A 21,109-nucleotide genomic window follows, 5' to 3' on the forward strand; every position below is an offset into this window, starting at 1 on the left:
AAAGGCTCAGTTACAAAGATTTATATAGGATATTCAGCCATGTCAAACCACAATGTTGCACTTCAATTTGAAGATGGCGTTACACGTTTTATTTCTGTTTCTGACGGAGAAACCCTGTCAGACGCAGCTTACCGTCAAAAGATCAATATTCCTTTGGACTGCCGTGATGGTGCTTGTGGAACGTGTCGTGCGTTTTGTGAATCAGGTTCATTTGACATGCCTGAAGAAACCTATATTGAAGATGCATTAACACCTGAAGAAGCAGAAGAAGGTTATATCCTTGCCTGCCAATGCCGCCCGACTTCAGATGCGGTGTTCCAGATTCAGGCATCTTCAGATGTATGTAAAACTGAAATTCACGCGTTCGAAGGTACTTTATCTCGCGTTGAGAGCCTGTCTGACTCAACCATTACCTTTGATATCCAGCTTGACGAAGGTCAGCCTGATATCCACTTCCTGGCCGGTCAGTATGTCAATGTCGGTATTCCAGGAACAGCTGAAACCCGTTCTTACTCATTCAGCTCTAAACCGGGCAACCGTTTAACCGGTTTCGTAGTACGTAACGTACCAAACGGCAAAATGAGTGAATTCTTAAGCAAAAATGCCAAAGCTGGCGACAAAATGACCTTTACCGGTCCATTTGGTAGCTTCTACTTACGTAACGTAGTGCGTCCGGTATTGATGCTTGCGGGTGGTACAGGTATTGCCCCGTTCATGTCAATGCTGCAAGTGCTAGAAGAAAAAGGTTCAGATCAGCCAGTGCGTCTGGTGTTTGGTGTAACCAATGACTTTGACCTGGTTGCGCTAGAAAAACTGAACGAACTGCAAGCCAAATTCCCATGGTTCGAATACCGCACTGTTGTAGCGAATCCAGAATCTGCACATGAGCGTAAAGGCTATGTGACTGGTCATATCGACAACGAATGGCTCAATGGCGGCGATGTTGATGTGTACCTGTGTGGTCCAGTACCAATGGTTGAAGCGGTACGCGGCTGGTTAGATGGTGAAGGTGTAAAACCGGCCAACTTCCTGTTCGAAAAATTCTCTGCTAACTAAAATCGAGTAATCCCGCAATGTCTGATCGTCAAAGATTTTTAAATAAAGTGGTGATTGTGACTGGTGCTGCCCAAGGCATCGGTCGCGGGGTTGCCCTGCAAGTGGCAGCCGAAGGCGCCCAAGTGGTCATGGCCGACCGTTCTGAATATGTCGCGGAAGTGCTGGCAGAGATTCAGGCCGCTGGTGGTGATGCTGTTACCATTAATGCTGACCTGGAAACCTATGCTGGCGCGCAGTCAGTGGTTGCCAAAGCCATCGACACTTACGGCCGCGTTGATATCTTAATCAACAACGTCGGCGGTGCCATCTGGATGAAACCTTTCCAGAAATTTTCTGAAGAAGAAATTATCAAGGAAGTGAACCGTTCACTGTTCCCGACCATGTGGTGCTGCCGCGCAGTATTGCCGGAAATGCTGAAAAACCAGAAAGGCACCATTGTAAACGTTTCATCTATTGCCACCTGTGGTATTAACCGTATTCCTTACTCAGCCTCTAAAGGCGGCATCAATGCCCTGACCAAATCGCTGGCTTTTGCACATGCGAAAGATGGTATTCGTGTTAATGCCGTGGCAACCGGTGGAACTGAAGCGCCACCACGTAAAGTGCCACGTAACACGGCCCCATTGTCTGAACAAGAACAGGTATGGATGCAGGAAGTGGTTGATCAAACCATTGATCGTACCTTCCTCGGCCGTTACGGCACCATTCAAGAACAAGTCAATGCCATTTTATTCCTGGCATCTGACGATGCGTCATATGTGACAGGTACAGTTGTTCCTGTCGGCGGTGGTGATCAGGGTTAGCCTGATCATCTTTTTTTACAGGAGCATTGCCAGACTTGCACGGAGGCAAATAATGAGTCACCTGTTAGATACCTTAAGAAAAGACTGGTCCCTATCAGCCACAGTTGCAGGATTTTTAGCTGTACTGATTTCCTATGCCGGTCCTTTAATCATCTTCTTCCAGGCAGCCCAACAGGCTCAAGTGTCCAATGCCATGATGATTTCATGGATTTGGGGCATTTCTATTGGCGCAGCCGTTGCCGGTATCTTCCTTTCAATTAAATTCAAAGTTCCGGTGGTCACCGCCTGGTCGGCACCCGGAACGGCTTTATTAGTCACGCTGTTTCCCGATATTTCGCTCAATGAAGCGGTTGCTGCCTATATCACCTCTGCTGTGGTGATTTTTTTCATTGGGATCACCGGTTATTTCGACAAATTGCTGTCCTGGATTCCTCAGGAAGTGGCTGCCGGGATGATGGCGGGGATTTTACTGCAGTTTGGTTTAGGGTTGTTTACCGCGACCGATACCATGCCCTATATCGTCTTTGGCATGCTGGCGGTATTTTTACTGGCCAAGCGTTTCAGTCCACGCTATGCCATGGTCTGGGTGCTGGTTGCTGGTGTGGTTTTAAGCATGCTCCTGGGCAAGATTAACCCGGTCACGGCAGATTTCAGTCTGGCGATTCCGCAATTTATTGCGCCGGAATGGACCTGGAACTCGACCCTTAACCTGGCCTTACCGCTGATTTTAGTCAGCCTGTCTGGTCAGTTTCTACCGGGGATGGCCATTTTAAAGCTCAGTGGCTACGACACGCCAGCTAAACCCATTATTACCACCACCAGTATCGCTTCGCTGGCGGTAGCATGCGTTGGCGGGATCACCATTGTACTGGCCTCGATTACCGCTGCGCTGTGCATGGGCAAAGACGCACATGAACTGAAAGAAAAGCGCTATATCGCCGGGATTGCCAATGGTCTGTTCTACATTTTAGGCGGTTTATTCGCCGGCAGCATTGTCATGCTATTTAGCCTGATGCCTAAGGAATTAATTGCCGCTTTGGCAGGACTGGCATTACTGGGTGCGATTGCCACCAACATTTCCGTGGCCATGGGCAAAGAGTCGCAACGTGATGCAGCACTGATCACCTTTTTAGCGACTGCTTCCGGCATGCATTTCTTGGGACTGAGTTCAGTCTTTTGGGGAATTTGCATTGGCCTGGTAGCACATTTTCTGCTGTCACAGAAAAACCGTAACGCAGTTCCGGTTACAGCATCAGATTCAAAACGAGTTTAAAGACATCCATCAGTTTAGGATATGTAAGGACCAGATTATGATAGATAAAAGTTCATTATCATTGAAAGAAGCACTCTCCCAGATCAAGGACGGTTCTACCATTATGATCGGTGGTTTCGGTACAGCGGGTCAGCCTGCTGAACTGATTGATGGTCTGATCGAATTGGGTATTAAAGACCTGATTATTGTCAACAATAATGCCGGTAATGGCGATTATGGTCTGGCGAAACTGCTTAAAGCGGGCGCTGTGCGTAAAATTATCTGTTCTTTCCCGCGTCAGTCAGATTCCTGGGTATTTGACGAACTCTATCGTGCAGGCAAGATCGAACTGGAACTGGTGCCGCAAGGTAATCTGGCTTGCCGTATTCAGGCAGCAGGTATGGGCTTAGGTCCAATCTATACCCCTACCGGTTTTGGTACTTTGCTGGCAGAAGGCAAACCGACCATGAACTATGAAGGCAAAGACTACGTTTTAGAAAATCCAATTAAAGCTGACTTTGCCCTGATTAAAGCTTCTAAAGGCGATCGTTGGGGCAATCTGGTGTACCGTAAATCTGCGCGTAACTTCGGCCCGATCATGGCCATGGCAGCAGATGTGACCATCGCTCAAGTTTCTGAAGTGGTTGAACTCGGTGCACTGGATCCAGAGCACATCATCACCCCGGGAATTTTTGTTCAACACGTTGTTCAAGTTAAACCTGCACAATAATTGGCATCGGAGATAAATAATGAGCTATAGCAAACTGACCCGTGACCAGATCGCTGAACGTGTGGCACAAGATATTCCTGATGGCGCTTATGTGAACCTCGGTATTGGTTTACCGACCAAGATTTCCAGCTACCTGCCAAGCGATAAAGATGTCTTCCTGCATTCTGAAAATGGCCTGCTGGCTTTCGGTCCTCCTCCTGCTGAAGAAGACCGCGATCCTGAACTGATTAATGCTGGTAAAGAATTCGTGACCTTACTTGAAGGCGGTTCTTTCTTCCATCACGGCGATTCTTTCGCAATGATGCGTGGCGGTCACTTAGACATCGCTGTACTGGGTGCATTCCAGGTCGCTGAAAATGGCGATCTGGCCAACTGGCATACTGGTGCTCCAGATGCAATTCCAGCAGTCGGCGGTGCGATGGATCTGGCTGTGGGTGCCAAGAAAGTCTTTATTACCACAGATCACGTGACCAAAAAAGGAGAGCCAAAAATTGTGGCTGAGCTTTCCTATCCGGCTACAGGCCTGAAATGTGTCGACCGTATTTATACCGACCTGTGCGTGATTGATGTCACCCCTGAAGGCATGAAAGTGATTGAGAAAGTCGAAGGTCTGTCATTTGAAGAATTGCAGTCATTAACTGGTGCCAAACTGATTGATGCGACTCAATCAAATTAAGGGGAAGTCCCTCCTTTATTAAAGGAGGGATTTAGGGAGGATTTTTTGAAGAATAAAATTACTTCATTAAATCCCTCCCAACCTCCCTTTAAAAAGGGAGGAGTTTTCTTCTTTTAAATATGTGAGCAAATACACAATGAAAAACGCATATATTATCGATGCCATCCGTACTCCATTCGGTCGTTATGCCGGTGGCCTCGCGCCTGTCCGTGCAGATGACTTAGGTGCGCTGCCAATTAAAGCGTTGATGGAGCGCAATCCAAGTGTGAACTGGGAACAGGTCGATGACGTGATCTATGGCTGTGCCAATCAGGCCGGTGAAGACAACCGTAACGTCGGTCGTATGTCTTCTCTGCTTGCAGGCCTGCCTTATCAGGTGCCGGCAACGACCGTGAACCGCCTGTGTGGTTCATCGATGGATGCAGTTGCGATGGCAGCACGTGCGATTAAAGCGGGTGAAGCTAATCTGATTATTGCCGGTGGTGTAGAAAGCATGTCGCGTGCCCCATTCGTGATGGGCAAGTCAGAAACGGCGTATGGCCGTAGCCAGAAGATCGAAGACACCACCATGGGCTGGCGTTTTATCAATCCGAAACTCAAAGAAATGTACGGCGTAGAAACCATGCCGCAAACTGCTGAAAATCTGGCAGAACAGTTCAATATCAATCGTGAAGATCAGGACAAGTTTACCCTGACCAGCCAGCAACGTACCGCAGCAGCGCAGTCCAATGGTTTCTTTAAGAATGAAATCGTACCTGTGGTGATTCCGCAGCGTAAAGGCGAACCGATCGTTGTCGATACCGATGAACATCCACGTGCTTCAACCACAGCAGAAGCTCTGGCAAAACTGAAACCAGTGGTGAAAGCAGACGGTACAATAACGGCAGGTAATGCTTCCGGGATTAACGATGGTGCAGCTGCTCTTTTAATCGCATCTGATGAAGCGGTTGCTCAGCATGGCTTAAAACCACGTGCCAGAATTATTGGTTCAACCGTCGTTGGTGTTGAACCACGTATCATGGGCTTTGGTCCAGCACCTGCCATCAAGAAACTATTGGCGCAAACTGGTCTGACTTTAGAGCAGATGGATGTGATCGAGCTGAATGAAGCTTTTGCTGCTCAGGCGTTGGCATGTACACGTGACTTGGGTATCGAAGATGGTTCAGAGAAAGTCAATCCAAATGGCGGTGCGATTGCATTGGGTCACCCACTCGGTGCTTCAGGTGCGCGTCTTGTAACTACAGCACTGAACCAGCTTGAACAAACCGGTGGTCAATATGCGCTATGTTCGATGTGTATTGGTGTCGGTCAAGGCATCGCTTTGATTATTGAACGTGTTTAATCCTCATTCAAAGTCCCCCTTCTTGCGCTTCAGCTTAACGCAGTGCTTAAGCCTTGCTCAGGGGGATTTAGGGGGATTTGTAAGATTAAGGATTTAAAAATGCCAACATTTACATCAAATAATGCACAAATTAGTTACCAGACTTTTGGTGATGCTGCAAAACCTGCACTGGTTTTCTCAAATTCACTGGGTACAAACTTCAAAATGTGGCAGCCACAAATTGATTTTTTCCAGAAAGATTATTTTGTCATCTGCTATGACACCCGTGGTCATGGGGCTTCCTCTGCACCGCAAGGTCCGTATAGCATTGATCAACTTGGTCAAGATGTGGTGAATCTGCTTGATCATTTAAACATTGAAAAAGCAGCTTTCTGCGGTATTTCAATGGGCGGTTTGACAGGTCAATGGTTGGCGATTAACCGTCCAGAACGCTTTAATCAGGTGGTGGTATGCAATACCGCAGCAAAAATCGGTCAGGAACAGGCCTGGAATGACCGTGCTGCACTGGTTCGTGAACAAGGTTTACAACCGATTGCGTCTACTGCAGCATCACGCTGGTTTACTGAACCCTTTATTCAAAGCAACGCAACAGTGGTGAATAACCTTCAAAACGACCTTGGAGCTGGCAGCCCGGAAGGTTATGCAAACTGTTGTGAAGCTTTGGCTAAAGCGGATGTACGCGAACAACTGAAAGACATTACTGTGCCAGTTTTAGTGGTTGCAGGTCAGCAAGACCCTGTAACGACTGTGGCTGATGGTCAGTATATGGTAGATCGTATTGCCAACAGCCAACTATTTGAAATCAATGCATCGCATATTTCAAATATCGAACAACCTGAAGCCTTTAATCAGGCGGTGCAAAAATTTATTGCAGCTTAAAAGCACATTGTAATAATAGAAAAGCCACTGTTAGTCAGTGGCTTTTTTCTGGATCAAATTAAATAAGAATTAAGCCCAAATCACTAAAATTGCCGCAATCACCACCAGCACCAGTCCCCAATGTTCAGCCTTGGCCAGTTTATCTTTAAAGAAATACGCCGAGATCAGCATACTAAATAAAATCTCGATCTGACCTAAGGTTTTCACTACCGGCACACTCATCATGCTCATGGCAGTAAACCAGCCAAGGGATGCTGTGAAACTACAAAAGCCTACTTTCATAGTCAGTCTCATACGTTCACGCATAGCAACGAGTGTTTTACGGCTAAATAGGCTTAAATAAATGAGCATGCTGATGCATTGGAAGCCAATGACTGAAATTAATACCCAAGATGCACGGTGTAATACAGGCAAATTAGTTAGTTCTAGACTAGCTTCTCGAACTAAAAGGGATGTAATGGCAAAACAAAGCCCACTACCTACCCCGATCATCAACGTTTTAGCAGAAAGTCCACTCAGTTGGTTGCCTTTACTTAGTAAAAATACTGCATAACCGCCAATGAGTACGCCAATCCAAGCTAAGAGCGATAAGTGATCTGATAGAAAAGCTACGCCAATAATCGCGGCTAAGATGGCTTCACTCTTGGCAAGTCCGACACCAATTGCATAATTTTTTTGTTTAAACAGTTGCACCATCAGTACAGTGGCAAGAATTTGGCTCACTCCTGCAATGAAAATATATATCCAATACTTTGCAGTAAAATGAACTACTTCTATGACTGGGTAAAAATGGTACAGCAGTTGGATATAGATAAATGCAAGTGGAAAACCAAACAAGAAACGCGCAAGCGTTACACCCCAAACGTCGACAGTTGAACTCAGTTGTTTTTGAAATGCATTACGCCATGCCTGCATGAATGCAGCTATTAAGGTAAAGAAGATCCAACTGATTGCCATGTCTCATCTGCTGTTAGGTTAAAAGTGAAATAATTTTAAGCCTTTGCAGATGAGATGACTAATTAAAAAAGGGTTTGAAGTTGATAGCAGAAAGTTTGGATTACCTTCTAAATTCACTCACTAATTTGGCAAGTTGTTCCATGCCATCAAATGTCGTTGGGATTTTGTCATCAGAAGATACCAATGGTGAGAAGATGATATTTTCAAACTTCTCAAAACCTGCTGCATTTTCTTATGTAATTTTTCTGAATCGTCAGCATAGTTATGAATAAACTGACAAAGAGCCATTCGAAGCTCAAGCTGCATCATTTGGGATTGGACGGAACGCACATGTTGCAATCCTACTCGAGTAAAATAAAACAGAAACAATATTAATGTCGTAATTGGTATTGCTAAAAACCACATTGATGCTAATTTAGCTTCGTAGCCTGTCAAAATTAAAATAATGATTGCAATAATTACAGCTAATGGCACACATACTAGGGTAGCTCCAAATTGCGAATAACCTTCTCTTCTTTCTTTTAACTCTAATTTTTTCTGTTCATAAAGCTCCTTAAAACCTTTATTTAATAAGACAAAATCATAAGTTTGCTTACTATGCTCAAGTTTATTTTCCAATTCTGAAACAATTTTTTGTTTATATTCAAAAGTTTCTTCCCATTTTTTTTATCATTTCAAAAGTTGTTGTGTTGGTTTCGACAAAGCTTTTGAACTCTGAAAAATCTTTTTCCTCTAAAAAAATTCTGATTTCATTTAATCTCGTATCACTATATATCTCTTTGCAAATTCTGTATGGTAATTCATCTAAATAATCAAAGTATATTTTATATTTTTGATATTCTTCTTTTTTTAAATCATAAACTTTATCCTTAAACTTATTAAAAACTATATTTTCACTATATTCACCTAATCTAAAATATGCTTCTTGAAAATAAATAAAAACAATGATCGTAGTTACTTTCAATAGTTCTAAATCATTATTTTTATTATCAGCATATGCGTCGACTAAATTAAATAAATTCCATTTCTTAGTTTCATGTAAGTTATTTTCTAGTTGCTCTATGGATTCATTATTAAATACAAAATCAACTCTCAAAAGGTTTTGAGCCCAATCTTTAAGAATCGGATCAGATGATTCCATAGCTTTGCTAATTACTGCTTGGATACGATTGATTGCACTAGTAAAATCATTACTTTGTAAAGAAAATCCCACAATTGCCTCTTATTTTTATTTAAGTAAATAATTTAACTATAAATTAAAAGCCCCAATTTTTGGGGCTTTTTATATCAAAACAAGAAATACCTCTGCGCCATTGGCAATACTTCCGCAGGCTCACAGGTCAACAACTTCCCATCCGCCCGAACTTCATAAATTTCAGGATCAACTTCCATCACAGGACAGTAAGTATTCAACTTCATGTCTTTTTTCTGAATATCACGTGTGCCTTTACATGGACTAATCAACTTTTTCAGACCGAGCTTTTCATGCACACCTGCCTCTATCGCCACTTGCGACAAGAAGGTAATACAGGTGTTATGCACACCACGGGCATTGGCACCGAACATTGGACGATAATGTACAGGCTGCGGTGTTGGAATAGACGCATTAATATCGCCCATTGGCGCAGCTGCAATCATGCCACCTTTAATTATCATGGATGGTTTTACCCCAAAAAATGCAGGTTTCCATAAGACTAAATCGGCAAGTTTACCCACTTCCACCGAACCAATTTCATGACTCAAACCATGCGTAATGGCAGGGTTAATCGTATATTTGGCGATATAACGCTTTACACGATTATTATCATGCGTGGCATTGTCACCCTCTAAAGGCCCACGCTGCACTTTCATTTTATGTGCCGTTTGCCATGTGCGAATCACGACTTCACCGACACGCCCCATTGCTTGCGAGTCCGATGACATCATCGCAATTGCCCCCAAGTCCTGCAAAATGTCTTCCGCTGCAATAGTTTCACGGCGAATACGACTTTCCGCAAATGCCACATCTTCAGAAATTGCAGGGTCTAAATGATGGCACACCATCAACATATCCAAATGTTCATCAATCGTATTGATGGTATATGGACGGGTTGGGTTGGTCGAAGATGGCAATACGTTTGGCTGACCAATAGCTTTTAAAATATCAGGCGCATGTCCGCCACCAGCACCTTCAGTATGGTAGGTATGAATAGTACGGTTTTTAAATGCTGCCAAAGTTTCTTCTAGAAAGCCGCTTTCATTTAGTGTGTCTGTATGAATCGCCACCTGTACATCATACTGATCTGCGACGGTTAAGCAGTTATCAATAGCTGCTGGCGTTGAACCCCAATCTTCATGCAGCTTTAAACCGACCACACCCGCTTTAATTTGCTCGGCTATTGGCTCAGGCTGACTTAAATTTCCTTTACCGAGTAAACCAATATTCATCGGTAAATCGTCAATGGCTTGTAGCATGGTCGAAATATGCCACGGCCCTGGTGTGACTGTGGTTGCTGATGTGCCTGCCGCAGGTCCTGTACCACCGCCGATCATGGTGGTCACACCCGACATTAGTGCCGTTTCCACCTGTTGCGGGCAAATCCAGTGAATATGGGTATCCACACCACCTGCCGTTAAAATCTGCCCCTCACCTGCAATGACTTCGGTTGCAGCACCCAATGGAATAGTAATATCAGGTTGAATATCAGGATTTCCTGCTTTACCAATTTTCCAGATACGGCCATTTTTCAAACCAACATCTGCTTTGACAATACCCCACCAATCGACAATCAGCGCATTGGTAATCACAGTATCAGCAACGTCATCGGCTAAAAGCTGAGATTGCCCCATGCCATCACGAATGACTTTACCGCCACCAAATTTGACCTCTTCCCCATAGGTGGTGAGGTCTTGTTCCACTTCAATAAACAGTTCGGTGTCGGCTAAACGAACACGATCGCCAACTGTTGGACCAAACATTTCCGCATAAGCGCGGCGTGACATTTTCATTTTATAAGTATTCCTTTAGTCCAACTTGCCCATGACCCGACCTGCAAAGCCATACACTTCGCGCTTACCGGCTAAAGCTACCAATTCAATATCACGGCTTTGTCCAGGCTCAAATCGAACGGCTGTTCCTGCTGCAATATTTAAGCGATAGCCATGGGCTTTTTCGCGGTCAAATTGCAAAGCATCATTGGCCTCGGCAAAGTGAAAATGTGAACCCACCTGAATCGGACGATCACCCGCATTAGCCACGGTCATCTTTAAGGTTTGTCTACCCACATTCATTTCAATATCAGTATCTGGCGTAAAAATTTCACCTGGAATCATATGATGCTCCTAGACAATTGGTTGATGCACAGTGACGAGCTTAGAGCCATCGGGAAAGGTCGCTTCAACCTGAACTTCGGCAATCATTTCAGCAATGCCGTCCATGACATCATCACGAGTCAGTAAAGTCGTACCGTAGTGCATCAACTCGCTCACACTCATGCCATCACGTGCACCTTCCAGTAAAGCAGCAGAAATAAAGGCAATGGCTTCCGGGTAATTCAATTTTAGCCCGCGTGCCTTACGGCGCTCTGCCACCAGTCCTGCAGTAAAAATCAGCATTTTGTCTTTTTCAGTCGGATTTAGTTCCATGTCTATTTCCTATTTCTTCAATATTTTTAATGCAAAATGTGTGCAAATTCATTCAGTATTCCTTCTCCTGAACGAGCTTTTAAGCATTGCTTTAAAAGCGACGTGCAAGTGAGGCTTAGGGTGAGGTGAACCTTCATTGTCATAGCCCCTCCCTCTAGCTCCCTCCCAAAGGGAGGGACAATGAAAATAAATTTCCTTCTCCTTTTAGGAGATGAGTAACACTGCTACACAAAGGAAAGGTAAAAATAGTTGATCCTCTCTTTTACGAGTCGAACGATTCTTTAATCTCCCTAAATCCCTCTTTGAGAAAAAGAGATTTTCTCCTCCCTTTATCAAAGAAAGGTCTGGAGGGATTACGTTCGCCAAATCCTCGGAAACTCTTCATCTAGTCCAAACCAGTAACGACGCAGTCGTGCACGAATCGCAGCAAATGCATCATGACACTGGCGCACGTCATCCCCGAGATAACGCGCCGTCAGCACATCATCCAGTAGCGTTAATGTCACCGGCACATCCATACGCATGATGAGTTCACGAATCAGGTCGATGTGCTCATCCAAATAAAAACTTGCACGATATTTTTCAGGCGGTACAGCCCATAGACTGCCCATCACAGCATGTCCATTCATACCTAGACAGGAGTTTAACCAGCGATCCTGTCCGGAGAATTTCAGCTGATCTGCAACCAATAGCTTTGCACCGCGATACAGTAGAAAACGGCTGCGATAACCGCCCTGCTCAAACTGCTCGTATCTTGCCTGACGGCCAATTACCAGCATATCCCAGCCAATAAAACTGGCAGTTTGATCTAAATGAATGGTGGTGGACGCATGTGCATTGGCACCATCAAATAACATGGTTTCCTGCGGCAGCCATTCAAAAATCCCCTTTTCTTCCACACGAATATCAATATGCTGATAGGCCTGTTTCAGATTGGTCTTGTACCATTTACCTGCACCTGGTGTGGTCACCAGTCCGTGCGCATTTGCTCCGACGCGCATATCGAAACTCAGGTGATCTCCTCCGGCAATTCCGGCAGGTGGATGTACAATAATTGCATGACAGACTCCGGTTTTTTCAGGCCACAGCATTTTTTGCACACGAACCGGCCCCTCATGCTTGCGATGCTGCAGAATGGTTCGTCCATTACTGCAATCTGCCTCGAAACCCAGTTGCAAACGTGCAAACCAGAGTTTTGCTGCTGAGCCGCGTTCTGCTTCTACCACGCTATTCATTTCGTTGTGCACTTATCCTGACTAACCACCCTAAGCCTTAAACAGACCTTGTTTTTCGATAAATTCAATAATTTGCTCAAGACCATCTTTGGTTTTCATATTGGAAAATAAAAATGGTTTCTCGCCACGCATACGTTTTGCGTCTTGATCCATAACATCCAGATTTGCACCCACCATCGGTGCTAGGTCGGTTTTATTAATGATCAGTAAGTCCGATTTGGTAATACCCGGGCCACCTTTACGTGGAATCTTTTCACCACCTGCAACATCAATCACATATAAAGTCAGATCAGACAGCTCAGGACTAAAGGTTGCAGCCAAGTTATCTCCCCCACTTTCAATAATGATCAGCTCCAGTCCGTCAAACTTTTCACACAGGTCATCAATTGCAGCGAGGTTAATCGAGGCATCTTCACGAATCGCAGTATGGGGACAGCCACCAGTTTCAACACCGACAATACGGTCAGGTGACATCGCTTCATTACGGGTCAGGAAGTTCGAATCTTCCTTGGTATAAATGTCATTGGTGACCACGGCCATGTTGTATTTATTTCGCAAGGCCTGACACAAATTCAGGGTTAAAGCAGTTTTACCTGAACCCACTGGGCCACCGATTCCAACGCGTAATGGACTACGTTCTGACATAATTTTTCCTTTAATTTTTAAGATCTAAATAAACGGGAATATTGATTTTCATGGCGCATACTCAGCATGGTGTAATTCGGCAAAGCGCTACTCATCTCATCATCACTCAGGTTAATGGCACGCTCGATAAGTGCCGGAATTTCTCCATGCAGATGCCAGAGAATCCGCTGGCCACTCATTTGCCCCAAAGGCACTGTTTTCACAGCGGCTAATACCTGATTTTCCAGAACAGCAAATGCATAAGCAGTCAGGACATCATCGACTTCTAAATGCAATTCGCCACATAACTGGGCATAGACTGGAACGTAGCCATACTGTTTTTTGACTTTTACTGGTCGCTTGAGTACATCGCGAATCCAGGCATTTAGTGAAAATGCCAGCTGCTGGGATTCTGCCAGTAATTCCTTACTTTCACGGCTTGCCCTGTAAATTTCAGCCCAATGTTGAAATATGATTTCATCGTCATAGCTTTGCATTAAGCGTTTTAAAATTGGCAGTTCGAAACGTAGCAATAGCATTTCCAGCACTTCATTAAAGTAGGCAATGCTGGAAACTTCGTCATGAATCAAGCCGGTATCAATCGCGCTTTCAACCCCTTGTGAATAGCAGTAAGCACCTACCGGTAGTGCCGTCGAAGACAGGGTTAGCAGGCTGAGTAGTTGCGAAGCCTTAATGTGCGACATGATGCAATGACTTGATTGGGCTTAAACGGTGATCATGCTGGTGCTGTGCATAAGCGCCGCTCTCTGGTTCAAACGGATGTTGTACGGTATCTACACGTAAACCCAAACCTTCAACCATTTCAGCCAGTACATGATCCGGTTCAAAATACAGTGCCGTTGGGGTCAGCATGAGTGGCACATGACGGTTACCCAGGTGATAGGCTGCCTTTAAAAGATCAAATTCATGATCTGCAGTGACCTGCATCAAGGTTTCTGGCTTGGCATTAACACGCAATAATTCACCATGATCGGTGGCGATGACTGAACCACTACGTAAAATCCCGGTACGTGGCAGGTCTGCACCAATATCGGTGCCATTTTTTAGCGTAGCGCGGAAACGGCTTTTTTGACGCGTATCAAAGCTGAGTTCAATGCTTTCAATATCAGTAGAGTGACTGGCATCTTCCAGACGTTGGGTAAAAATCTTCATCTTGGCCCTATATGCATCAATTTGATTCATCACGTTCCAAAGCGGAACAATTGATCAAAAAACAAAAAATATTGCATCAAAATAAAGCATTTATCGTGCCAAGATATTGGATTCAATTTTCTTACATAAAAATTACGAATGACATTTCACCTATCTTCAACTGCGGCTAAAATATAAGAGCAGCCAGCTGAGTTAATAGTTTAGTTGGTTTGATTTAAATAGCTGAATTATTTAATTTTATTTAAATGATATGCTAGCAACTGGATTTAAGTAAAACTACTCGGGCTTAGCGGTTCCACGCTTTTCACGGAGTGAAAATGAAATATTTTGAATGTCCCAAATGTGAGCATCAGATCTTTTTTTATTCTACTGAATGCCATCACTGCAAATCTCCGATTGGTTATATCGCATCGGAAAAGGACATGTGCACTTTTGAAAAAATCAGTGAAGATGAGTGGATTCCGCTGAAATCAGAATATCGTGCCACGCACTATAAGCCTTGCTATAACTATACCCATTATCAGGTCTGTAACTGGATGATTCCGGGCGATTGCGATGAGGACTACTGCGAGTCCTGTCAGCTGACCCATATCATTCCCAATCTGGATGATCCCGACGTTATTACCTACTGGCGGCGACTTGAAGAGGCCAAACGGCGCTTTTTATATCTTACCCAGCGCATGAATATGATGCCGCGTCCAAAACGTACAGATGATGATGTATTTGGTTTGCGTTTTCACTTTTTATTGCCTATGGATGGTAAGCCAGTGTTAACCGGGCATGCCAATGGTCTGATCACTATGAATGCCATTGAAGCAGATGTGGTGTATCGGGAAACCACGCGTATTGATATGGGTGAAAATTATCGCACTCTTTTGGGTCACTTCCGCCATGAAAGTGGGCATTTTTATTTCAGTATCATGCAGCATCTTCATCCAGAACTAATTGAAGAATTTAGATTTTATTTTGGTGATGAACGTCAGAATTATGCTACTGCGCTGCAGCGCCATTATGAAGAAGGTGCGCCAGAAAATTGGCAAGAAAAATATATCAGCACCTATGCGACGGCACACCCATGGGAAGATTGGGCTGAAACCTGGGCGCATTATCTGCATATTATGGACACTCTGGAAACCGCTTTTTATGGTGGTCTGCGTGTTGATGGAAATGGTAAAACCTTGGCCAGCATGTCCTTTAATGAATGCCCGATTGGCGGCAAAGACATTGAACACATTCTGGATAACTGGATCACTTTAACGTTTAACCTGAATGCCCTGAATCGTAGCATGGGACTGGAAGATGCCTATCCGTTTACGCTTACCGAAGTGGTGAAAAACAAGCTGCGCTTTATTCATAGTCATGTACTGGACAAAGCATTTAAAGAAGCTGAGTCAAAATTACCCGGCTAAAATCGCTGCCCCGTCACGTTCTAAAACAATGAGAATTATCTTCTAAATTGCTGTTTAGCCACCAGATCCTGGTTATTTTCATGAATTTGGCCAGTAAATGATCAATTATCAGACAATTTTATTACCATGCACGACCATAGTTTGATATTCATTTAATCTGAAAATAATTAGGCTGTTATTGTTCTTTTTCGACACGTTAGTAAAGATAAGATGAGTAGTGTAAGACAACAGAACTTTCTTCTGCGTAAAGAAAAAATTCTGAGCATGGCCGAGAACCTGCTTCTGGATAATAACGAAGACATTACCCTGAATGAGCTTGCCAGTGAAATGGATATTGCCAAGGGGACCATTTACAAGCATTTTAAAAGCAAAAACCAGTTATATCTGGAACTGATTATTTTAAATGAACAACGTCTTCTAGAGATTTCCAAACGTTTTAATACTGACTTCCGGACTTATGTATCGGAATATATGCTTTATCATTTGCACAATTCCAATCGAACCATTTTGCTGCATATGATTGAGGAGCGCCTGACCAATACTGAAAAAGGCCTGAAAGAGCTGTTTCAGGAACTGTATCAGGTCCGTGAAGAACGGATTCTGAGTATCCGTGACCTTACTCGTGAATATCTGGATGCCAATAACAGTAGCATGTCGATCCGGGATTATCTGTCTTTTATCTGGACAGTGACCTATGGCGCTTCCCTGTTACTGAATTCAACCAGCTATCAAAAAGCTGTCGGTTCTCGTGAACGATTGATTGAACTCTATGTCAATCAAGCCTTGATGATTGCACCCAACAATACCTCTATATAAAAAAGCCTGACACACAGGTCAGGCCTGCTTTCGTAGCGCTACTTATACTGCTACAGGTGGAAAACCGTCTTCAGTCAGTGCGGCAACGATTTCATCCTGATGTACGCCAGTTTCTACTTCAACCAGCTTTTGCTCTACGTCAATTTCAACACGTGCATGTTCATCCAGATCCTTGATGGTCGCAGTAACACTACGTGCACAACCGCCACAGGTCATATTTTCAATACGAAATTTCATGCGCTTATCTCCTTAGGAATAATTTATTCTAACTTGAAGTTGAGTGATGGCTGGAGGGTGGATTTGTATCCAGTCCCTGCTCGATATCTTTTAAAATTGCACAATCTGCACGCTCATCACCAGCACAACGCGCGACTGATTGCTTCAAAATTTTGACCATGGCCTGCATATCCTGAATTTTCTGTTCCAGTATAGTGATATGTTTTTGTGCCAGCTGTTTGACTTCACTGCTCTGCCGCACTTCATTCTGCCATAGCCCTAACAACTCTTTCATCTGTTCCGAGGAAAATCCCAGCTCGCGTGCATGCTGGATAAAACCGAGCATACGGATATCAGCATCGCTATAGTCACGATAGCCACTTTCACTGCGTTTCGGCGCAGGTAACAGACCAATCTCTTCATAATAGCGAATCATTTTGGCCGAGATACCGGATCGTTTGGCGGCTTGTCCAATATTCACTGATTTACTCCTGTGCTGATAGTGGCTGATATAGCTTTAAACGCAAGGCATTGCTAACAACAAATACTGATGACAAAGCCATTGCACCTGCGGCAAACATTGGCGAAAGCAGGATGCCAAAGAATGGATACAGGATACCCGCAGCAATTGGGATCAATGCAATATTATAGACGAAGGCCCAGAACAGGTTCTGTCGAATATTCTTGATGGTGGCCTGACTGATGCCAATGCCGGTGGCGACATGCTGCATATTATCGGACATCAGCACTACATCTGCTGCTTCAATTGCAACATCAGTCCCCGTACCAATCGCCATGCCGACATCTGACTGCGCGAGTGCCGGTGCATCGTTAATACCATCACCCACAAAGGTTACAATGCCATGCTCTTTTTGCAGCATTTTTACGGCATCAACTTTTTCATGAGGTAAGACTTCAGCAATTACATGATCAATCTTGAGTTGTTGTGCTACCGCATTCGCCGTATGTGGATTATCACCCGTAATCATTGCGACTTTTAGACCTTGACGATGCAATTCTTCAATGGCTTTAAAGCTGGTATCTTTAATCGGATCAGCTACAGCAATAATGGCTGCCAGTTTTCCATCGAGCGCTGCATACAGCGGTGTTTTGCCTTCTTGTCCCAATTTAGAGGCTATTCCAGCAAAGTACTCGGTATTTAAACCCAGCTGTTGCATCAATCGTTCAGCACCAATCTGGATATCCTGATTATTGATCTGTGCTTTGATCCCGGCACCAGTAATCGAATCAAATTCACTTACTTCGATTAATTCGATCTGCTGCTCTTTTGCTGCCTGCACAATCGCATAGGCAATCGGATGTTCAGACTTGGCTTCTACCGAGGCGATCAGTTGTAAAACCTGCTGTTCATTAAAACCTTCTAGCACCTGAAAATCAGTCATGACAGGTTTTCCTTCCGTCAGTGTTCCGGTTTTATCGACTGCTACAACTTTAGTTTGCTGCAATAACTGTAGAGCTTCGCCTTTACGGAACAGTACCCCCATTTCTGCCGCACGACCGGTACCGACCATAATCGAGGTCGGTGTTGCCAGGCCCATGGCACATGGACAAGCAATAATCAGAACTGCCACAGCATTAACCAGTGCATAACTCAATTGTGGCTCAGGACCAAGCAGGAACCAGACCATAAAGGTCAATAAAGCCAGACCCATTACCGCAGGCACAAACCATAAGGTAACTTTATCTACAGCTGCCTGAATCGGCAGTTTGGCACCTTGCGCCTGCTCGACCATTTTAATGATCTGCGCTAGTACTGAATCTTCACCCACGGCGGTCGCACGGATTTGTAGGATTCCATTCTGGTTAATAGTGCCGCCAACAACTTTATCATCAATATTTTTGGCTATAGGCACCGGTTCACCCGTCACCATCGCTTCATCGACATAGCTATGACCGGAAGTCACTACACCATCTACTGCGACTTTTTCACCCGGGCGAATTTCGATGATCATATCCTGCTGGACTTCGGAAATGGGCAGGTCCAACCATTGTCCATCCTGTAAGACACGTGCGGTTTTAGGCTGCAGGCCAATCAGATATTGAATCGCCTGTGAGGTTTTACCTTTGGCACGTGCTTCTAGGTAGCGACCTAACAGGATCAAGGCAATAATGACCGCTGCCGCTTCAAAATAGACATGTACGGTGGCTTGCGGCAATAAAAATGGGAAGAATGTTGCGATAACAGAAAACAGATATGCTGCCGCTGTACCTACCGTTACCAGCGAGTTCATGTCAGGTGCCAGTCGCAATAAGGCTGGAATCCCATGCTGGTAGAAACGCCGCCCCGGAAACAATAATACCAAAGTGGTCAGTACAAACTGGATATACCAGCTGTTCTGCGTACCAATATTATGCGCAACAAAATGATGGAAGGACGGAAGCAGATGTGATCCCATTTCCAGAATAAATACTGGTAATGCCAGCACCAGGGCAACCCAAAGATCACGATACAATGAAGCTGTTTCTTCAGCTTTTTTCTGCTGGAAATTCTGCTGTTCGGTGAAATTCACTTTTGCAGTTTTTAGCTGTGCCTCATAACCGGCTTTTTTAACTGCTTGGATCAGATTAGCAATATTCAGGTTTGAACCAAAAACCTGTACCGTTTCAGTGGCCAGATTCACACTAGCCGCAGTGACACCTTCAACTTTATTGAGTGCTTTTTCCACCCGAGCGACGCAGGATGCACAAGTCATCCCTTCAATGTTTAGTTCAAGCTGATCTGCTTTGACATCAAAACCGGCTTTCTGAATGGCTTTGACCAAGGCCTGCTGCTGTAAAGAACTGACTGCAGTGACATAAGCCTTTTCGGTAGATAGATTCACATTGGCTTCCAGCACTTCTGGAATTTTTTTGAGGGCTTTTTCAATTCGGGCAGCACAAGAGGCACAGCTCATGCCTTCAATATCCAGTTCGAATTTCTGTTGTTCCACCTTAAAGCCAGCACGCTCTATTTTCTGGATAATCTCCGCACAGGGAATCACATGATCGGCACTAATCGATACCTTTTCCGTAGACAGATTGACATGAGCCGAAACTACGCCTTCAATTTTCTTTAAAGCCTTTTCTACCCGTGCCACGCAAGAAGCACAGGTCATACCTTCAATCTGTACAGTCGTTTGATACAGTTGAGTATTCGACAGTTCCTGCATGGCACATCTCCTTCATATTATTGATGGTTTGAATCTAGCTTATAGCTTAAACCTTCCCATAGTTGGAAGGTCAAGTCTTTATGTGAAAATAAAAAAGCCCGGATCATAAACCCGGGCTTTTAACGTATTGCCAAATACTTGCTGAAAATTATTCTGCAGAAATATCTTCAAATAATATCGATGACAGGTAACGTTCACCACCATCTGGCAAAATCACCACAATGTTTTTACCTGCATTTTCAGGACGTGCTGCAAGTTGTGCAGCCGCAGCCATCGCCGCACCACTTGATATACCCACCAGAATCCCTTCTTGCGATGCCGTTTTACGTGCCCATTCCACTGCCGTAGTACTGTCAATTGCAATGACTTCATCTACCAGATCAAGATCAAGGTTACCAGGAATAAAGTTCGCACCAATCCCCTGAATTTTATGTGGTCCAGGCGTCAATGATTCACCACGTTTCGCCTGAGCAATAATTGGTGACTCAGCTGGCTCAACGGCAACCGAATAAATTGGTTTGTTACGGACTTTTTCGAAATAGCGTGAAATGCCAGAAATAGTACCACCCGTTCCTACACCAGCGACCAGAATATCAACATTACCGCCAGTCGCTTCCCAGATTTCTGGGCCAGTCGTTTCTTCATGAATTTTCGGGTTAGCCGGGTTTTCAAACTGTTGTGGCAGGAAATATGTTTCAGGGTGTTCAGTCACCAGACGAACCGCTTCATCTACTGCACCTTTCATACCTTTCGCAGGTTCAGTCAGAATCAGGTTGGCACCAAAGGCTTTGACCACTTTACGGCGTTCGATACTCATGCTGGCTGGCATAGTCAGCGTAAGTGGATAGCCTTTTGCTGCAGCAACGAAAGCCAGTGCAATACCGGTATTTCCACTGGTTGGTTCAACAATGTGCATGCCTGGTTTTAACTTGCCAGATTTTTCAGCATCTGCAATCAGCGCTGCACCAATACGGCATTTCACCGAAAATGCCGGATTACGGCTCTCAACTTTCGCGAGTACAGTTGCTCCACCTGTGATGGCACGATTAATGCGCACAAGAGGTGTATTGCCAATGGCTTCTGCATTGTTACTGTAAACCGCTATTCCCAGATTGTTGGGCGTAGGAAATGCTGCATCTGTACTCAT

General features: G+C 44.5%; 23 protein-coding genes. 9 read left to right on the forward strand and 14 right to left on the reverse strand.

Features of this window, described 5'->3' with window-relative positions:
• Positions 1 to 39: 39 nt before the first annotated feature.
• The 7 genes from benC to pcaD all read left to right on the forward strand — a co-directional run bounded on the left by benC (position 40) and on the right by pcaD (position 6,738).
• A complete protein-coding gene (gene benC, locus ACS72_RS01985) occupies positions 40 to 1,056 on the forward strand; it encodes a benzoate 1,2-dioxygenase electron transfer component BenC (protein WP_048881113.1) in 1,017 nt (338 codons plus the stop codon).
• Positions 1,057 to 1,073: 17 nt separating this feature from the next.
• Positions 1,074 to 1,859, forward strand: coding sequence for a benzoate diol dehydrogenase BenD (benD, locus tag ACS72_RS01990; protein ID WP_048881072.1), 786 nt, complete (start codon positions 1,074 to 1,076; stop codon positions 1,857 to 1,859).
• Positions 1,860 to 1,911: 52 nt separating this feature from the next.
• The gene (gene benE, locus ACS72_RS01995; protein ID WP_008307346.1) at positions 1,912 to 3,132 is read left to right on the forward strand and encodes a benzoate/H(+) symporter BenE; all 1,221 of its coding nucleotides are present in this window, start codon (positions 1,912 to 1,914) and stop codon (positions 3,130 to 3,132) included.
• A gap of 37 nt (positions 3,133 to 3,169) precedes the next feature.
• Positions 3,170 to 3,841, forward strand: coding sequence for a 3-oxoacid CoA-transferase subunit A (locus ACS72_RS02000; protein ID WP_004731110.1), 672 nt, complete (start codon positions 3,170 to 3,172; stop codon positions 3,839 to 3,841).
• Positions 3,842 to 3,860: 19 nt separating this feature from the next.
• Complete coding sequence (locus ACS72_RS02005; protein WP_004894963.1) at positions 3,861 to 4,517, forward strand: 3-oxoacid CoA-transferase subunit B; 657 nt, start codon at positions 3,861 to 3,863, stop codon at positions 4,515 to 4,517.
• Positions 4,518 to 4,653: 136 nt separating this feature from the next.
• Positions 4,654 to 5,859, forward strand: a complete 1,206-nt coding sequence (gene pcaF / locus ACS72_RS02010) for a 3-oxoadipyl-CoA thiolase (protein WP_048881073.1) — start codon at positions 4,654 to 4,656, stop codon at positions 5,857 to 5,859.
• Positions 5,860 to 5,958: 99 nt separating this feature from the next.
• On the forward strand, positions 5,959 to 6,738 hold the full coding sequence (gene pcaD / locus ACS72_RS02015) for a 3-oxoadipate enol-lactonase (RefSeq protein WP_048881074.1): 780 nt from the start codon (positions 5,959 to 5,961) through the stop codon (positions 6,736 to 6,738).
• 69 nt (positions 6,739 to 6,807) lie between these two features.
• Here the strand turns inward: pcaD and ACS72_RS02020 are convergent, their stop codons facing one another.
• From ACS72_RS02020 to ureE, 10 genes are all read right to left on the reverse strand, one after another.
• The gene (locus tag ACS72_RS02020; protein ID WP_048881075.1) at positions 6,808 to 7,695 is read right to left on the reverse strand and encodes a DMT family transporter; all 888 of its coding nucleotides are present in this window, start codon (positions 7,693 to 7,695) and stop codon (positions 6,808 to 6,810) included.
• A gap of 120 nt (positions 7,696 to 7,815) precedes the next feature.
• Positions 7,816 to 8,313 (reverse strand): hypothetical protein, encoded by a 498-nt coding sequence (locus ACS72_RS18590; protein WP_228156228.1) that lies wholly within the window; start codon positions 8,311 to 8,313, stop codon positions 7,816 to 7,818.
• Between the two features lie 25 nt (positions 8,314 to 8,338).
• Complete coding sequence (locus tag ACS72_RS02030; RefSeq protein WP_048881076.1) at positions 8,339 to 8,908, reverse strand: hypothetical protein; 570 nt, start codon at positions 8,906 to 8,908, stop codon at positions 8,339 to 8,341.
• Positions 8,909 to 8,982: 74 nt separating this feature from the next.
• Positions 8,983 to 10,683: an urease subunit alpha gene (gene ureC, locus ACS72_RS02035; protein ID WP_048881077.1), complete on the reverse strand. Its 1,701-nt coding sequence runs from the start codon at positions 10,681 to 10,683 to the stop codon at positions 8,983 to 8,985.
• Between the two features lie 15 nt (positions 10,684 to 10,698).
• Positions 10,699 to 11,007 carry an urease subunit beta gene (locus tag ACS72_RS18595; protein ID WP_004809471.1) on the reverse strand — a complete coding sequence of 103 codons (309 nt, stop codon included), beginning with the start codon at positions 11,005 to 11,007 and terminating at the stop codon, positions 10,699 to 10,701.
• 9 nt (positions 11,008 to 11,016) lie between these two features.
• On the reverse strand, positions 11,017 to 11,319 hold the full coding sequence (ureA, locus tag ACS72_RS02045; protein WP_048881078.1) for an urease subunit gamma: 303 nt from the start codon (positions 11,317 to 11,319) through the stop codon (positions 11,017 to 11,019).
• A 353-nt stretch (positions 11,320 to 11,672) separates the two neighbouring features.
• Positions 11,673 to 12,554, reverse strand: a complete 882-nt coding sequence (locus ACS72_RS02050) for an urease accessory protein UreD (RefSeq protein ID WP_048881079.1) — start codon at positions 12,552 to 12,554, stop codon at positions 11,673 to 11,675.
• A 30-nt stretch (positions 12,555 to 12,584) separates the two neighbouring features.
• On the reverse strand, positions 12,585 to 13,199 hold the full coding sequence (gene ureG, locus ACS72_RS02055) for an urease accessory protein UreG (RefSeq protein WP_004809476.1): 615 nt from the start codon (positions 13,197 to 13,199) through the stop codon (positions 12,585 to 12,587).
• A gap of 17 nt (positions 13,200 to 13,216) precedes the next feature.
• Positions 13,217 to 13,882 (reverse strand): urease accessory protein UreF, encoded by a 666-nt coding sequence (locus ACS72_RS02060; protein WP_048881080.1) that lies wholly within the window; start codon positions 13,880 to 13,882, stop codon positions 13,217 to 13,219.
• On the reverse strand, positions 13,869 to 14,351 hold the full coding sequence (gene ureE, locus ACS72_RS02065; protein ID WP_026056813.1) for an urease accessory protein UreE: 483 nt from the start codon (positions 14,349 to 14,351) through the stop codon (positions 13,869 to 13,871). The genes ACS72_RS02060 and ureE overlap by 14 nt, the downstream gene beginning before the upstream one ends.
• Positions 14,352 to 14,668: 317 nt before the next feature.
• On the opposite strand from ureE, the gene ACS72_RS02070 reads away from it, so the two are divergent.
• Positions 14,669 to 15,760 carry a putative zinc-binding metallopeptidase gene (locus ACS72_RS02070; protein WP_004809482.1) on the forward strand — a complete coding sequence of 364 codons (1,092 nt, stop codon included), beginning with the start codon at positions 14,669 to 14,671 and terminating at the stop codon, positions 15,758 to 15,760.
• Between the two features lie 210 nt (positions 15,761 to 15,970).
• On the forward strand, positions 15,971 to 16,576 hold the full coding sequence (locus tag ACS72_RS02075) for a TetR/AcrR family transcriptional regulator (RefSeq protein ID WP_048881081.1): 606 nt from the start codon (positions 15,971 to 15,973) through the stop codon (positions 16,574 to 16,576).
• Positions 16,577 to 16,618: 42 nt separating this feature from the next.
• Here ACS72_RS02075 and ACS72_RS02080 read toward each other — a convergent pair whose 3' ends face one another.
• From ACS72_RS02080 to cysK, 4 genes are all read right to left on the reverse strand, one after another.
• The gene (locus ACS72_RS02080) at positions 16,619 to 16,813 is read right to left on the reverse strand and encodes a heavy-metal-associated domain-containing protein (protein ID WP_004809486.1); all 195 of its coding nucleotides are present in this window, start codon (positions 16,811 to 16,813) and stop codon (positions 16,619 to 16,621) included.
• Positions 16,814 to 16,841: 28 nt separating this feature from the next.
• Positions 16,842 to 17,273: a Cu(I)-responsive transcriptional regulator gene (gene cueR, locus ACS72_RS02085; protein ID WP_004809488.1), complete on the reverse strand. Its 432-nt coding sequence runs from the start codon at positions 17,271 to 17,273 to the stop codon at positions 16,842 to 16,844.
• 4 nt (positions 17,274 to 17,277) lie between these two features.
• Entirely contained in the window at positions 17,278 to 19,962 is a 2,685-nt protein-coding gene (locus ACS72_RS02090; RefSeq protein ID WP_008307367.1) for a heavy metal translocating P-type ATPase, read from the reverse strand.
• Between the two features lie 148 nt (positions 19,963 to 20,110).
• Positions 20,111 to 21,109 carry a cysteine synthase A gene (cysK, locus tag ACS72_RS02095; RefSeq protein WP_048881082.1) on the reverse strand — a complete coding sequence of 333 codons (999 nt, stop codon included), beginning with the start codon at positions 21,107 to 21,109 and terminating at the stop codon, positions 20,111 to 20,113.

The sequence above is a fragment of the Acinetobacter sp. VT 511 genome, assembly GCF_001077515.1.
Lineage (GTDB): Bacteria > Pseudomonadota > Gammaproteobacteria > Pseudomonadales > Moraxellaceae > Acinetobacter > Acinetobacter schindleri.

What these genes read in the sequence shown, in the direction of transcription:
- benD (WP_048881072.1), top strand. Translation starts at nt 1,074, where the DNA reads ATGTCTGATCGTCAAAGATTTTTAAATAAAGTGGTGATTGTGACTGGT.
- ACS72_RS02070 (WP_004809482.1), top strand. Translation starts at nt 14,669, where the DNA reads ATGAAATATTTTGAATGTCCCAAATGTGAGCATCAGATCTTTTTTTAT.
- ACS72_RS02000 (WP_004731110.1), top strand. Translation starts at nt 3,170, where the DNA reads ATGATAGATAAAAGTTCATTATCATTGAAAGAAGCACTCTCCCAGATC.
- ureC (WP_048881077.1), bottom strand. Translation starts at nt 10,683, where the DNA reads ATGAAAATGTCACGCCGCGCTTATGCGGAAATGTTTGGTCCAACAGTT.
- ACS72_RS02090 (WP_008307367.1), bottom strand. Translation starts at nt 19,962, where the DNA reads ATGCAGGAACTGTCGAATACTCAACTGTATCAAACGACTGTACAGATT.
- benC (WP_048881113.1), top strand. Translation starts at nt 40, where the DNA reads ATGTCAAACCACAATGTTGCACTTCAATTTGAAGATGGCGTTACACGT.
- ACS72_RS02080 (WP_004809486.1), bottom strand. Translation starts at nt 16,813, where the DNA reads ATGAAATTTCGTATTGAAAATATGACCTGTGGCGGTTGTGCACGTAGT.
- benE (WP_008307346.1), top strand. Translation starts at nt 1,912, where the DNA reads ATGAGTCACCTGTTAGATACCTTAAGAAAAGACTGGTCCCTATCAGCC.
- pcaD (WP_048881074.1), top strand. Translation starts at nt 5,959, where the DNA reads ATGCCAACATTTACATCAAATAATGCACAAATTAGTTACCAGACTTTT.
- ACS72_RS02075 (WP_048881081.1), top strand. Translation starts at nt 15,971, where the DNA reads ATGAGTAGTGTAAGACAACAGAACTTTCTTCTGCGTAAAGAAAAAATT.
- ureE (WP_026056813.1), bottom strand. Translation starts at nt 14,351, where the DNA reads ATGAAGATTTTTACCCAACGTCTGGAAGATGCCAGTCACTCTACTGAT.
- ureA (WP_048881078.1), bottom strand. Translation starts at nt 11,319, where the DNA reads ATGGAACTAAATCCGACTGAAAAAGACAAAATGCTGATTTTTACTGCA.
- ACS72_RS02005 (WP_004894963.1), top strand. Translation starts at nt 3,861, where the DNA reads ATGAGCTATAGCAAACTGACCCGTGACCAGATCGCTGAACGTGTGGCA.
- cysK (WP_048881082.1), bottom strand. Translation starts at nt 21,109, where the DNA reads ATGAGTACAGATGCAGCATTTCCTACGCCCAACAATCTGGGAATAGCG.
- ACS72_RS02060 (WP_048881080.1), bottom strand. Translation starts at nt 13,882, where the DNA reads ATGTCGCACATTAAGGCTTCGCAACTACTCAGCCTGCTAACCCTGTCT.
- ureG (WP_004809476.1), bottom strand. Translation starts at nt 13,199, where the DNA reads ATGTCAGAACGTAGTCCATTACGCGTTGGAATCGGTGGCCCAGTGGGT.
- ACS72_RS02050 (WP_048881079.1), bottom strand. Translation starts at nt 12,554, where the DNA reads ATGAATAGCGTGGTAGAAGCAGAACGCGGCTCAGCAGCAAAACTCTGG.
- ACS72_RS18595 (WP_004809471.1), bottom strand. Translation starts at nt 11,007, where the DNA reads ATGATTCCAGGTGAAATTTTTACGCCAGATACTGATATTGAAATGAAT.
- ACS72_RS02020 (WP_048881075.1), bottom strand. Translation starts at nt 7,695, where the DNA reads ATGGCAATCAGTTGGATCTTCTTTACCTTAATAGCTGCATTCATGCAG.
- pcaF (WP_048881073.1), top strand. Translation starts at nt 4,654, where the DNA reads ATGAAAAACGCATATATTATCGATGCCATCCGTACTCCATTCGGTCGT.